The organism is Methylophilus sp. TWE2 (assembly GCF_001183865.1).
In the GTDB taxonomy this organism is placed as follows: domain Bacteria; phylum Pseudomonadota; class Gammaproteobacteria; order Burkholderiales; family Methylophilaceae; genus Methylophilus.
This window is the reverse complement of record NZ_CP012020.1, coordinates 2562797-2576461: the sequence shown is the minus strand read 5'-3', so window position 1 is coordinate 2576461 and position 13665 is coordinate 2562797. Positions and strand designations below refer to the sequence as shown.

14 protein-coding genes are annotated in these 13665 nt (G+C 48.3%); 8 read left to right on the top strand and 6 right to left on the bottom strand.

Translation table 11 applies throughout. The features are described from left to right. Nucleotides 1-164: 164 nt before the first annotated feature. Nucleotides 165-1037, bottom strand: coding sequence for a carboxylating nicotinate-nucleotide diphosphorylase (gene nadC / locus ACJ67_RS12125; RefSeq protein WP_049639289.1), 873 nt, complete (start codon nucleotides 1035-1037; stop codon nucleotides 165-167). A 163-nt stretch (nucleotides 1038-1200) separates the two neighbouring features. Here nadC and ACJ67_RS12120 point away from each other — a divergent pair, with 163 nt between their 5' ends. From ACJ67_RS12120 to ACJ67_RS12105, 4 genes are all read left to right on the top strand, one after another. After that, nucleotides 1201-1824 carry a glutathione S-transferase family protein gene (locus ACJ67_RS12120; protein WP_049639288.1) on the top strand — a complete coding sequence of 208 codons (624 nt, stop codon included), beginning with the start codon at nucleotides 1201-1203 and terminating at the stop codon, nucleotides 1822-1824. A gap of 246 nt (nucleotides 1825-2070) precedes the next feature. After that, entirely contained in the window at nucleotides 2071-2259 is a 189-nt protein-coding gene (locus ACJ67_RS12115; protein ID WP_049639287.1) for a hypothetical protein, read from the top strand. Between the two features lie 153 nt (nucleotides 2260-2412). After that, nucleotides 2413-3075, top strand: a complete 663-nt coding sequence (locus tag ACJ67_RS12110) for a PEP-CTERM sorting domain-containing protein (protein ID WP_049639286.1) — start codon at nucleotides 2413-2415, stop codon at nucleotides 3073-3075. 108 nt (nucleotides 3076-3183) lie between these two features. Then, the gene (locus ACJ67_RS12105) at nucleotides 3184-5487 is read left to right on the top strand and encodes a TonB-dependent receptor domain-containing protein (protein ID WP_082164149.1); all 2304 of its coding nucleotides are present in this window, start codon (nucleotides 3184-3186) and stop codon (nucleotides 5485-5487) included. A 2-nt stretch (nucleotides 5488-5489) separates the two neighbouring features. Here ACJ67_RS12105 and ACJ67_RS12100 read toward each other — a convergent pair whose 3' ends face one another. From ACJ67_RS12100 to ACJ67_RS12080, 5 genes are all read right to left on the bottom strand, one after another. Then, on the bottom strand, nucleotides 5490-5819 hold the full coding sequence (locus ACJ67_RS12100; protein WP_049639285.1) for a hypothetical protein: 330 nt from the start codon (nucleotides 5817-5819) through the stop codon (nucleotides 5490-5492). Between the two features lie 80 nt (nucleotides 5820-5899). Continuing rightward, nucleotides 5900-6994, bottom strand: coding sequence for a tRNA 2-thiouridine(34) synthase MnmA (gene mnmA / locus ACJ67_RS12095; RefSeq protein WP_049639284.1), 1095 nt, complete (start codon nucleotides 6992-6994; stop codon nucleotides 5900-5902). Further along, nucleotides 6991-7422 carry an NUDIX hydrolase gene (locus ACJ67_RS12090; RefSeq protein WP_049639926.1) on the bottom strand — a complete coding sequence of 144 codons (432 nt, stop codon included), beginning with the start codon at nucleotides 7420-7422 and terminating at the stop codon, nucleotides 6991-6993. Before ACJ67_RS12090 ends, mnmA begins: the two co-directional genes overlap by 4 nt. Nucleotides 7423-7561: 139 nt before the next feature. Next, complete coding sequence (locus tag ACJ67_RS12085; protein WP_049639283.1) at nucleotides 7562-8203, bottom strand: YchE family NAAT transporter; 642 nt, start codon at nucleotides 8201-8203, stop codon at nucleotides 7562-7564. 29 nt (nucleotides 8204-8232) lie between these two features. Further along, entirely contained in the window at nucleotides 8233-10167 is a 1935-nt protein-coding gene (locus tag ACJ67_RS12080; RefSeq protein WP_049639282.1) for a U32 family peptidase, read from the bottom strand. Nucleotides 10168-10277: 110 nt separating this feature from the next. On the opposite strand from ACJ67_RS12080, the gene ACJ67_RS12075 reads away from it, so the two are divergent. Genes ACJ67_RS12075 through dacB form a run of 4 tightly spaced genes read left to right on the top strand, consistent with a single transcriptional unit; the run spans nucleotide 10278 to nucleotide 13577 of the window. Further along, a complete protein-coding gene (locus ACJ67_RS12075) occupies nucleotides 10278-10562 on the top strand; it encodes a hypothetical protein (RefSeq protein ID WP_049639281.1) in 285 nt (94 codons plus the stop codon). Next, complete coding sequence (locus tag ACJ67_RS12070) at nucleotides 10559-10858, top strand: type II toxin-antitoxin system RelE/ParE family toxin (protein WP_049639280.1); 300 nt, start codon at nucleotides 10559-10561, stop codon at nucleotides 10856-10858. The genes ACJ67_RS12075 and ACJ67_RS12070 overlap by 4 nt, the downstream gene beginning before the upstream one ends. Continuing rightward, nucleotides 10855-12168 (top strand): adenosylmethionine--8-amino-7-oxononanoate transaminase, encoded by a 1314-nt coding sequence (gene bioA, locus ACJ67_RS12065; RefSeq protein WP_082164035.1) that lies wholly within the window; start codon nucleotides 10855-10857, stop codon nucleotides 12166-12168. Before ACJ67_RS12070 ends, bioA begins: the two co-directional genes overlap by 4 nt. After that, complete coding sequence (gene dacB / locus ACJ67_RS12060; protein WP_049639279.1) at nucleotides 12168-13577, top strand: D-alanyl-D-alanine carboxypeptidase/D-alanyl-D-alanine-endopeptidase; 1410 nt, start codon at nucleotides 12168-12170, stop codon at nucleotides 13575-13577. The genes bioA and dacB overlap by 1 nt, the downstream gene beginning before the upstream one ends. Nucleotides 13578-13665: the final 88 nt, after the last annotated feature.

Here is a 13665-nt window from a genome sequence, read left to right as displayed (position 1 = left end):
TGACGAGTAATGAAATCAAGGGAGCCGAAGGCGGTGATGGCTGGGTGCCCTCCTATTTGATTACTTTCTGTGGGGCAAGCAACAGAAAGTAACTCGTCTATAGGCGAAACCAAATGTCAGATAAGAACATTAGCCTTTACAGTTGATGGGCGATTTTAAATAATCTACAACTTCATCTGAATCCGCATACTTAAATCCACCGCCTGAATATGCTTAGTCAGTGCCCCAATGGATATCCTATCCACGCCTGTTTCGGCAATTGCCCGCACCGTCGTTAAATCCACATTGCCTGATGCTTCTAGCAAAGCGCGTTTCTGGTTGATCGCCACAGCTTGCCGCAGGTCTTCCAGCGTGAAGTTGTCCAGCAGGATACTGGTTGCGCCTGCACCCAGCGCTTGTTGAAGTTCATCCAGGTTCTCGACTTCAATCTGAATATTGCTTGTGCTACCCATGGCAAAGGCGGCTGCCAACACAGCTGCAATCGACCCTGCCGCAGCGATGTGGTTTTCCTTGATGAGAATGCCATCGTATAAAGCCAGCCTCTGATTTGCCCCGCCTCCTGTCAGTACAGCGTATTTTTGTGCCAGGCGAAGTCCAGGTAACGTTTTGCGCGTATCTAAAATCTGTGTGGGTAGTCCAGCAATCGCATCCACATAACGGCGAGTGTGGGTGGATACGGCAGACAGGGTTTGCAGGAAATTGAGTGCAGGCCGCTCTGCGCTTAGCATGGCGCGGGCATTCCCCTGAATGTTGACGAGTGCCTGGTTCGCTTCTACGCGGTCCCCCTCCTTGACCAGCCAAGTTAATTGAATGGTTGGATCCAGTTGTTTGAAGCATTGCTCGACCCAGGCACAGCCACAAATGATGGCTTGCTCACGGCTAATGATGCTCGCGGTTGCTTGTGTGCCGACCGGAATCAGTGCTGCCGTTAAGTCACCATTACCCATGTCTTCTGCCAGCGCTGCACGGACTTGTTCGGCGATGAGGGAGTCGTTTATGTAGGGCGGGAATGGCTGATCAGGCATGGAGTGGGTCATTTGGTGTCTGCAAGTTCAAAAATTATGCATGTGACCATTCTAAGCCCATGCCAAAAGCTATTATAATAAAAAGAACCCCAAGACCCGCTATGTTTGGACATGCGATTTTCGTCATGGGGTATTTTTTTGAACAAGTATTTAACCTTTTGGCTCACATCACACTATGCAGCTTTTATATACGGTAAACAGTCCATATGCGCGCAAGGTGCGCATTGTCGCCATCGAGAAACATGTCGACCTCACGTTAACCGAGGTGGTATTGTCCGCACCGGATTGTCCAGTCAGCCAACATAATCCATTGGGTAAAGTCCCTGTGCTGGTGCTGGATGATGGCGAGGCCTTGTATGATTCGCGTGTGATTGTTGAGTATCTGGATCATCGCACACCAGTGGCTCACCTGATTCCGCAAGACCATTCGGCCAAGATCAAAGTTCGTCGCTGGGAAGCATTGGCGGATGGGATCTGTGACGCAGCTGTGGCTGTGATGCTGGAACAGCGTAAACCCGATGCACAACAATCTGCCGCCTGGATTGAGAAGCAGTTTGCCAAAGTGACTGCTGGCTTGACTGCGTTGGATGAGGATCTGCTTAAAAAGAAATGGTGTGTCAACGAGACTTTTAGCCTGGCAGATATTGCTTTGGGAACCACGCTTGGTTATATCGATTTGCGTTTTAAAAATGCAAAGTGGGAAGGTAAATACTGGCAGGAAAAGTTTCCCAACCTGGCCAAACACTATGGTGTGCTCGTCAAACGCCCCAGCTTCAAACAAACCTTGCCTCAACCATAATTGAGCGCTATCGCAGAATACTCGCACAAGCGGGTATTCTGTTTCCTCTTGTCATTCCTCTTGATTCTCCCGAGGGTGGTTGCCAAACCATCCTGCCTAAGTCTTTGTTTCATGCTGTGATTCCCTAAAAGTGCCAGTTCGGACATTAACCATTCTTTACTCACCGTGAAGGGTTATTTCTTATTGATAAAGTAAATGATAATTGTTATCATTTAAAAATAAACAAAACACATATGAATAAATGCTATGCAAGCTGGTAATGCGCCTGTTAAAAAAAGATTGCTCGAATTACTGGATGAGCTGATAGCTCATGACGGTTTTGGCAGCATCAAGGTAGATATTCGCTTGTTAAAACGCGGGCAAAAAGAAGTCATTATCGATTGCGGCAAGCAATACCGATTTGTCGTTGACTTTGAGGCTGCGGTAGAAAAATAACCAGAATTTATTCTCTTGATTTCAGTTTTATAACCATGTGTTTGCATGGTGATTGAAATACTCAACGGTGTGGGTCCGTGAGACTTATTTTAGAGGTGGCGCCATGGCCTTCGTGAGGAAGGGGCACAGGTGCTCGTTGAGGAGATTCAAATCATGAAATTATCAGTATTAGCTTTGGCATTGGGTGTCACTTTTAGTGGGTCTGCATTTGCAACTGCCAATGCGTGGGATACCACTGCACCGTGGGCAGGTTCAACGTTGTCGCAATTCGCTGAGTGGACCGACATTGAAAGCATTAATGATTCAACACCAGATGTTTCCACAAATGCGACTGCGAACCTTACATTAAATAATCCGGCTCAATCTGGCGGATATTCAAATGGCTCCAATATTTATGGATTAGGTATTTTCGCTGGCGCAGTCGGTATGCAATTCACTACCACGCTTGGTGGAGGGGATGTGGACGGGCTATATGATGTATATCTGCGTATAGGCACATTAGGTTCCGTACCTAATATCACCGCTACGTTGAATGGCGCTTCCGCCAGCGCTTCAGAAGTGAATACCATCGGCCCGATTACCATTGTGATGGGGGGCGAGAGTGCCGAGCAAGAGGTTTACTGGAAATGGGCTAACGTTGCGGGCGATAGTCTTTATACATTTACATTTAGCGCCTCAGCACCTCACATGAGCCTGGATCAAGTAGCGCTAGCCACTGTGGCTGTTACCGCAGTACCAGAACCTGAGACTTACGGCATGATGGGTTTAGGTTTGTTGACATTGGCAACGCGTCGCGCGCGTAAAAATAAAGCCTAATTTCAATTAAAGCACTCACAACAAAGGGGCGTTTTAGCCCCTTTACTTCTTCGTTTTCCGTTAAGTAAAGTTCTTATGGCGAAATGCGCTATGCAAGTGTGGCAACACATGAAAAATAATAAGTTGATACTTGTTGGTTTAGATATATTGCAAATCTGTCTTTGCTTTTGGGTGTTTACTGCTGCTGGACATGCAGCCGAACAGGTAAGTGAAAGTACTGTCGCGGAGGTTGAGGCAACCATTCAAAATGAGCAGGCTGAAAAAAAGAACGAGGATACTGAAAATGTGGATACTTTGCCCGAAGTATCAGTGACAGATAAAAAAGTAAAGGAAGAATCAGGAATTAACTCGACTTTGCCGACTACTACAATTACGACTGAGCAGTTGCAACGAAACCAACCTAGTAATATTTTCGATGCTGTTCGTTCAGTGCCGAGTGTGTCAATCAGCGGAGGGCCACGTCCGAGTGGTATGACATTCAGTATACGTGGTTACGCGGATAATGAAGATGTGATGGTTAAAGTGGATGGTGTGCAAAAGGGATTTGAAAAGTATCGGATGGGAGGCACATTCATTGAGCCTGAGCTGTTAAAAAGTATTGAGGTTCAGCGAGGCCCGCAGATTGCAAGTGGCTCGGGTTCTCTGGGTGGGACCATTATTGCCTCGACCAAAAGTGCTGAAGATTTTTTAAGGCCAGGTCAGAAGTATGGTGGGAAAGTGAAGTTTGGATATAGCAACAACAATGATGAGTACACCAGATCTTATCTCGTCTATGGACGACCAGATGAAAGGGTAGACATACTCTACAACTATTCAAACAGGCACTCAAATAATATTACTTTGGGCGATGGCACCAAACTGGATGACTCGGCAATAGAGTCTATTTCTCACTTGTTAAAGGTGAGCTTATTTCCGGTGGAGGACATTGAATTAGTAACCTCTGTTGTTAAGTTTGAGGACACAGGTTTGCAGCCTTATGATGCGACTGGAGGACAGCCAGGTTTCTTTGGTAATGTTATTCGTTCAATTGATGATTTAACTTGGTCTGAAAGCCTTCATTATGAGCCAGTGCATCCATGGATTAATTTAAAAGCCACGATAGGTGCAGGGCATACAAATCTACAAGATTTGATGCGTCCTGGGATGTCGTCATTTAACTCCGCACAGCCGCTATGTGATGGAATCGTATATCGGCCCAATCCATCAAACACCAACATCTGCCGTGGGAATTTGACCGATACTTATAAGTACAAAACAAAAACTGTTGATATTAATAATCTTGCCGTGCTTTTTGAAAGCGACTCTGTGATTGCTTCCTTGCTTGCTGGATATCAGTACAATTCAAGCGAAAGGGAAATTGAGCGTTTTTTTGATAATCGACTTAGCACTACTCAAACAACGCAATATCCCAACGGTTTCAATGCTTCTGCGCCGCCGGGAAGTAAATCATTTAATGCAATTTACTTGCAACCCAAACTTCAAATTGGTCAATTTAGTGTGACACCAGGTTATCGAAATGATAGTTACGAGGTGAAGGCTGATGGCGGTACTTTGGCACTGCTTGAGCCCTACAACCAAAATAGCAAAATAAAATTTAAAGAGGAAACCTGGAGTTTAGGTCTGGCCTATGATCTTTTCTCCAAAAACAAACCGGAAAAATTAACGTTTTATACTAATTACGGACAAGGCTTTAGGCCGCCATTAATTGATGAGTATTTTACGCAGGGAAATTTTAGTTTATGTACCGCTGGTGCAATGCCTGCAAATGGACCTGCCTCCCAGATATGCGGGGAGCTATATCAGCCGCAACTGTCTGAGTCAACCGAAGTCGGGGTCAGTTATCAGAATCCACATTTGCTAAATACAGATGTTTGGTTTTCAGGAAAGTTTAACTTTTACCATACCTATACATCTCATTTGTTGCTGTCATTAAGAGAAGAGGCTGATGGAAGAATCACTCAAAATGGATGGGAACGCAGAAATGGAGTGGAGATTGAAAGTTTCTTGCAATATCGTAATTTTTATATGCGCACTGCCTATTCACGTATTAATGGTGAGTTGTTTAATGGAGCCACGCAAATTCCATTATTTACAGTGCCTGGGAATGCGCTCAATATCAATATCGGTACCGAAATCTTAAAAGATATAGATATGAATTTGACATATAGAAAGGTGTCGGAAAGAACTGTATTAGCAAGTGGGACAGCTGTGTCTAATCCACAGTTTGGGATGCAGGATGGCTATGAGTTGTGGAACGCTGGTATCCGGTGGAGAGCTAATGAACACATGACACTAAGATTGATCGGTGAGAACCTCAAAAATGAACTTTATCGCCTGGACGGGACCATGGGAGGCTTGGGTATGTACGGCCCCGGACGTAATGTGAAGTTTCTGGTCGAAATGACTTATTGAGATTACAGCGGGGTCACGTCGTCGTCGCCAAGCAGGCTCAGCTTGTTTTTATGCCGCAGACTCTGGCGTTCATTTAACCGTTTCTGGGCGGCACTAGGGAAGTCTGTATAACTGATCAGGCTACGGTCAATCAAAATGCTGATCAGGTCTTCCAGCACTCGCGCCAGTTGAATGTCACTCTCACGGAAGGTATGGTGCTTTTTTAATTCATTATCTAAAAAAGCCAGGTATTCAGTATCTGTATTTTCCACCGCTAACCAGTCCGCCGCCACTTGCGTATCCGGGCTTGCTGCAATAATTACGCCTTCGTTATTTTTTAAGATGTAGGCCATAAGGTGTCATTCCTCGTCACTTGGCGGTTCGTTGTCATTACATTATGGAAGCATAAGCAATAACCATGCCTTTTAGATGGCTAAATCGCGCCTGTGATAATCCCGCCACCCAGACACACGTTGCTTTCATATACCACCACACTTTGACCGGGAGTGATTGCCCACTGATGCTGGCCAAAACGAATCGTGGCTTCTTCCTCGTTAACAGCATCTACTTCACAAGGTGCGTCAGGTTGGCGGTAACGCGTTTTAGCGGCATACACCCAATTGGTACGCGGTTGTTCGCCGCTGATCCAGTGTAATTGCCCGGCCTTCAAACCATCACTTTGCAGAAGCGGATGATCATGACCTTGCACCACAATCAGTTCGTTATCGGCCATATGTTTGGCTGCGACAAACCATGGCTCGCCATTGCTTTCGCGGCTGCCACCGATTTTAAGACCCTGACGCTGACCAATGGTGTAATACATCAAGCCTTCATGCTCGCCGACTACTTTGCCTTCAGGCGTACGCATGACGCCAGGATGGCGTGGCAGGTAACGCTGCAAAAATTCCTGAAACGGACGTTCGCCGATAAAACAGATGCCGGTTGAATCCTTTTTCTCGGCATTGGCCAGCCCGTGTGCGCGGGCAATTTCACGCACTTCGCGTTTGAGATATTTACCTAGTGGGAACAGTGTTTTTGAGAGTTGCGCCTGATTAAGGCGCGACAAAAAGTAGCTCTGATCTTTGCTGCCGTCATCGGCTTTAAGCAGTTGATAATTGCCAGGCTCAATCGGGTTTTCACGCACCTGTGCGTAATGGCCGGTGGCAATCAGGTCTGCGCCCATCCCCATGGCGTGGTCAAGAAAGGCCTTAAATTTGATTTCTGCGTTACACAGAATATCCGGGTTAGGCGTGCGGCCTGCCTGGTATTCCTGTAAAAAGTTAGCAAACACTCGCTCTTTATACTCGGCGCTAAAATTCACGGTTTCGATATCGATACCAATTATATCAGCGGCCGAAACAGCGTCGATCAAATCTTGGCGTGAAGAACAATACTCATCATTATCATCGTCTTCCCAGTTTTTCATAAACAAACCAGTGACCTGGTAACCTTGTTGTTTCAACAACAAGGCTGTGACGGAGGAATCAACACCGCCGGACAACCCGACGATGACATGTGGCTTACTCATAATGCTTGGCCCAAATGCTTCAAAATGTCTAAAGAATAACGTTTTCCAGCGAGGTAGTCCTGCACACACAACAATACTTGCGGGCTACGCATGAGCTCGCCTTCAGCTGCAATTTCTGCCTCTGTTTTCCATACGGTGCGAATAATGCCATCATCCAACCCCTGCTCTGAATAATGCGTCCCCAATTTGCCGGTAAAGGCAAAACGCAAATAGGTAATGCCGTTGAGCGGATGCTGCCAGTGGTAAATGCCTACCAAAGCCTCAGGCGTGAAATCATAAGCCGTCTCTTCAAGCGTCTCACGAATCGCAGCTGCAATAATCGTTTCGCCCTCTTCCAAATGACCAGCCGGCTGATTAAATCGATTGCCGCGGTCTGTGGTTTCTTCAACCAGTAAAAACTTGCCGTCCTGCTCAATGATTGCCGCCACGGTCACGTTAGGTTTCCATTGGTGTGAAGATTTAGAGGGTTGTAGAACGGAAGAACTCAAGATAGGCAGGTTTCGTTAAAAGCGTTATTTTACCGCTAAGCGATTGATTGAGGGAGGGGTAATTTAGACTGCCTTGTGGTTATGCAGCAGTGACTAATTGTGGAAACAGGCCAGACAAGCCATGCGCAATAAATTCCACGGCCATAGCGGCCAGAATCAAGCCCATCAGGCGTGTGACAATATTAATACCGGTTTTACCCAAGTAGTGCGTAATGCCATCCGCCAGTTGTAGCAGGCCCCATATGAACAGTGAAATCAGCGCAATAGGGATCACCAGGCTCAGGTGCCCCCAAAAACCTGGATGCTGTTGCGCAGTGAGGATCATGCTTGAAATGGCGCCAGGGCCTGCCAGCAAGGGGATGCTGAGTGGCACAATGGCAATCACTTCGCGTTCGCTTAAGTCTTGGGCTTCTTCTGGTGTCTGTCGTGTGGCGCTTTGTTTGCCGTGCATCATTGAGATGGAAATCAGCAGCAGTAATATTCCTCCACCGACCTGGAAAGACGGAATAGTGATGCCAAAGAAATCAAGAATCTTGTCGCCGATAAAGGCGGAGACGCAGAGTACGATCATGACTGTGATCGCCACCGTACGTGCTGTACGTGCACGCTCGACCTTGCTCCAGCCACTGGTTGCGCTGATGAAAATAGGCAGGCAGCCGATGGGGTTCACAATGGCAATCAGTGCAATCGCGACTTTCAGCAGATAGGTATATTCATTCATCCTGTCTCAGGCTCCCCATCAGGCATCATTCATACCGGGCGTTTATCAAAAAACGTAATCGGTTGTGGCGGCGGCATTTGCAGAATATGTTTGCGCACTTTGCCCATGACATGCATCTCGCAAGGTTTGCAGTCAAATTTGAGCGTATATCTGTCTTTACCGCTGATCAGCGTCATCGGCTCGGCGGTCACTGTGCCTTGCACGCCAATCACGCCTTTGGCTTCTTTTGGGCACAAGCCATGGCTAAAGCGCAGGCAATGTTTGGTAATCATCACTGGCACTTCATCCAGTTCTTCATTGGCTTCATAAGCGCTGGCAATCAGTTTGACGCCATGCTTATGGTAAAAGTCACGCGCTTTTTGGTTATAGACGTTAGCCAGATAACTCAGGCTATCTTGCGGATAAATCGCAGGCGGCTCGGCTGCTTTTCTTAATGTCGGGCGCTCATAGCCTAGCGTGCGGATAGCTTGCAGTTCTTCGATGGCTTCACGGCGAAGCTGATTGACCACGGAGGCGGGCAAGAACCAGGCTTGAGTAAGTTCCAGGCTGATCTCTTGCGCAACAAAGTCTGTATTGCCTAGTTTGGACAGATTTTCCCGCAGTGAAACGGCGGCTTTTTCTGCATCATTGGCAGGTTGTTTTTCTGCATCACATTGCGCGGTTGCGCTAAAGCCTTGTTCATCGGTCAGCGTCAATGCAAAGCCGTCACGTGTTTCATACAACACGGCATTCAGCGCAATTTTGCGTGTCGCAGAGTCTTTCTCTAGCAAGCGCATAAAGGCATGATCGCGGTTGCGGTAAAGCTGGGTGTTGTTGCGGATATCCGCCGGCATTTCGTTAGGGAATAAGCGTTGGGTATATTTGTCCAGTGCTTGCACGATGTTTACGCGTAAACCCACCAGCTCTTTGTGCACGTCAAAAAAGCACACGCCGTCGCCATTGTGTAGTTCAATCTCAGTGGCGACATCAATAAAATCTTTGCCCACCTTGCGCACTCTGCCGAGTTCTTCGCCAGCAAATTTTGGCGTATCAAAGGCGCCAATATCCGCCTGGCGGCCATTGGCAAAATAATCGGTGGCACTGCGGTTAAAGGTTTTTTCCGGTTGTGGTGTAAACGTGTAGGTCGCATGCCCGCCTGACGATTTTGAATACTCGGGCATCTCTTCCAGAATCTCATCGAGTAACTGGCGGTAATGCGCGGTGGCATTTTTCACATACGGTAAGTCTTTGTAGCGGCCCTCAATTTTAAAGCTGCTCACCCCTGCCGCAATCAGGGCGCGCAAGTTGGCGCTCTGGTCATTATCTTTCATCGACAGGTAGTGTTTGTCTTTGCCGATAATGCGGCCCTTCTGGTCTTCCAGCGTGTAGGGCAGGCGGCACTCCTGTGAGCATTCGCCACGGTTGGCGCTGCGGCCGGTATGCGCATGGCTGATGAAGCATTGGCCGCTAAATGCAACACACAAGGCACCGTGAATAAAATATTCGAGATTGGCCGTGGTCGCATCGGCGATTTTTCTGACGGTGGCGATATCCAGTTCCCGCGCCAGCACGATCTGGCTAAACCCTACTTGGTCCAGAAACTGTGCTTTTTCAACTGTACGGATATCAGTCTGCGTACTGGCGTGCAGTTGGATCGGCGGCAAGTCCAGTTCTAGCAAACCCATATCCTGCACAATCAGCGCGTCGACGCCAGAGTCGTAGAGCTGATGCACCAACTGGCGCACGCCTTCCAGCTCATTGTCATGAAAAATGGTATTCAACGCCACAAACACTTCCGCATGAAAGCGGTGTGCATGCTGCACCAGGCGCGCGATGTCCTGCACGGTGTTTGGTGCCTTGGCGCGCGCGCCAAAGGCCGGGCCACCGATATACACGGCGTCAGCGCCATGGTTAATCGCTTCAATGCCATACTCGGCATTTTTGGCGGGGGCGAGCATTTCCAGGTGTTTGCGGGTTTTTTGCATGGATAATGCATATAAATCAATAAGATGCGCACTATAGCACAAAGCAGCATTTGACAGGCAAAGGTTGGGGTGTTACTTTGGTAACACTTTTTCACTTTGAGGAAAAAATCATGGCAACCACCAGCTTAAAGTTACCCGATAGTTTAAAAGACCGTGTGAGTAACTTAGTGTCAAACACAGACAAAACTGCTCACGCATTTATGCTAGAAGCCATTGCAGAAAAGGCCGCACGTGAAGAACAAGAGCGCGCATTTATGGCACGGGCTGAGGCATCTCTACAGCATTATCGTGAAACTGGTATTTCTTATGCGGCTGAGGACGTGCATGCGTATGTGCGAGCAAAGCTGAATGGTCAGCCTCTGCCCGATTTGATTCCAGTAAAAGATAAAAAATGAGCCAGCAACTCTGCCGAGTGGAATATGCGCTTGATGCGCGAGAAGATTTGATTAGGCTTAGCATGTTTCATCAAGATAATCTCGAGTTGGCGAATCACATTTTGTTTGTGATAAGTGATGGTATTGATTTGTTAAAAAAGCATCCTTTAGTTGGCAGGCAGCTACCAAACGGTTTAAGAGAGTTAGTGATCTCGCATGGCAGCACAGGCTATTTGGCGCGCTATCAATATGATGAGCTCGCAAATTTAGTGCTGGTGCTAGCGATTAAGCACCAAAGAGAAGTGGATTACCATTGAACAACCCTGATTTATTACAACGCTCCCTGCAAGCCGTCTGGCACCCTTGCACGCAAATGAAACATCACGAACGTTACCCTTTGGTGCCGATTGCGCGTGGCGAAGGTGCCTGGTTGTTTGATAGCGACGGCAAGGGTTACCTCGACGCTGTCAGTAGTTGGTGGGTCAATTTATTTGGTCATAACCAGCCCGTCATTAAAGAAGCGATTAAGTCTCAACTTGATCAGTTAGAGCATGTCATGCTGGCCGGGTTTACCCATGAGCCAGTGGTGGAGCTTTCAGAAAAGCTCTCGGCCTTAACTGGATTGGGTCACGCGTTCTACGGTTCAGATGGCGCCAGTGCCACCGAGATCGCACTCAAGATGAGTTTTCATTACTGGCGAAATGTTGACCAGCCGCAGAAAACTCAATTTATCAGTTTGCAAAACAGTTATCATGGTGAAACCTTGGGCGCACTGAGCGTCACCGATGTCGCCATTTTTAAAGACACCTATGCACCACTAATTTTGCAGTCAGCACAAATGCCTAGCCCGGATAGCCGACTTGCAGAGGCAGGTGAGTCTGAGAAGGCTTATGCTCTGCGTTGTGCCGACGCCCTGGAAACTTATGTGGCTGAACATCATACGGAGTTGGCCGCGTTTATTATCGAGCCATTGGTGCAAGGCGCAGCAGGTATGGCGATGTACCATGCCGCTTATTTGCAGCGCGCGCGCGAGATTTGCAGCCGCTATCAGGTGCATTTGATTGCCGATGAAATTGCTGTCGGTTTTGGCCGAACTGGTACATTGTTCGCCTGTGAGCAGGCGGGGGGGAAGGTCAGCGATATTGCAGACTTTATCTGCTTGTCCAAAGGCATTACTGGCGGTTATTTACCTTTGTCTGTGGTGTTGACGACGGAGGAGATTTATCAAGCCTTTTATCATGATCAAACCGTCAAAGGCTTTTTGCATAGCCATAGCTATACCGGTAATCCACTGGCGTGTAGTGCGGCATTGGCCACGCTGAAGTTGTTCGAAACTGCAGATGTGCTGGGAAATAACCGCCATATCTCGCAACAGTTATGGGCGGCTGTACAGGACTATGATTTGACACTGCAACATACCCGCCAGCGCGGTATGATTACCGCCTTTGAAGTCACCACGCACAATCCACACTTTGCGCGCGATTGTTACGCTGCGGCATTAAAGCATGGCTTACTGCTGCGCCCCATCGGCAATACAGTGTACTGGATGCCGCCTTATTGTTTGAATGAGGCAGATATGCTGCACCTGGCTCAAACTACACGCGCTGCTGTGCTGGAGAGTAGGTAATGCGCTGGCTATTTGTCATATGCAGCTGCTGGGCAGCCATGGCTCAGGCTGCGTTACCCAATTATTTGCAAGATGCATTGAGCAAAGCACAATTGCCTGTCGACAGTGTGGCGATCATCGTGCAGCCTGTTGATGGCGGATCGCCGCTGATTAGCCACAATCCCTCCAAAGCCATGAATCCGGCTAGCGTGATGAAATTGGTCACGACCTATGCTGCACTCGAAGCGCTGACCCCCGCCTATCGCTGGAAAACTGAAATCTACCGAAACGGACCCGTGAACCAAGGGATACTGGATGGCGATTTAATAATCAAGGGGTTTGGGGATCCTGCTTTCAATATCACTGATTTCTGGCGCTTGCTGCAGTTGGTGCAACAACAAGGTATCCGTCAAATCAAGGGTGACCTGGTGCTGGATTTATCGGCGTATGCGCCTGAAGTGAGTCAGCGGCCAGTCTTGGATGACGAACCCTGGCGCGCTTATAACGCCAATCCGAGTGCCTTGTTACTGAATGGTCGCAATACCAGCTTCAGCTTTGCGGCGACGAAGTTGGCAGGTAAACCTACCGTACAAATCACCCAGGAGTTCGAATTACCGCAAATCCGTGTCATTAATACCATGCAAACTCGAAAGGGCGCGTGTAATGACTGGCGCGGGGACTTGCGTTACACAGTCACCCCCTACCTTGACGGCGTGACGGTTGCTTTTAATGGCACCCTGCCTGAGCAATGCGATGAGCGTTACCTGGAACTCAGTGTGCTGAGCGACACGCAATACGTTTATGCCAGCTTTAAGAAATTGTGGGCGCAGCTTGGGGGGCAGTTTAATGGTCAGCTGGTGCTGACACCAGTGACTGACGCTGCGACGCTGGTGACCACCTGGTCCTCCCCGCCATTGGATAGTGTGGTGCGCGATATCAACAAGTGGAGCAATAATGTCATGGCGCGTCAGTTACTGCTGACCATAGGCCTGGAAGCAGGTTTTACGCCAGCCGATGAGGCGGGGGCTGGGCTCGCCCTCAAGCAGGTGTTGCGGCAGCGCGGCTTGCAATTTCCTGAGCTGGTGCTGGAAAATGGATCAGGCTTATCACGCAATGAGCGTATCAGCGCGGAACATTTGGCGCAATTGCTCGTCACAGCCTGGCAACGCCCGGTGATGCCCGTATTGATGGCCTCTATGCCGATACTCGGGCTGGATGGTACCACTAAGAAACGTCTCGCCGATGGCGCAAGTAAAGGCATGGCTTACCTCAAAACCGGTTCGCTGGAGGGCGTGAGCAGTATTGCAGGCTACGTGCAGGATAGTGCTGGCAAGCGCTATGTGCTGGTGGTGGTGGCGAACCATGTCCGCGCAGCTGCGGTGCGTGCGGTACAGGATACATTACTAAAGCAGCTGATCGAAGGGCATTAATTGCCCGAGAATTTGTTATTAAAAGCGCGTAAAATGACGTGTTTTCTGGGAGTAAATAAATTGAAATCTGGAATCAAATTAATTGGTC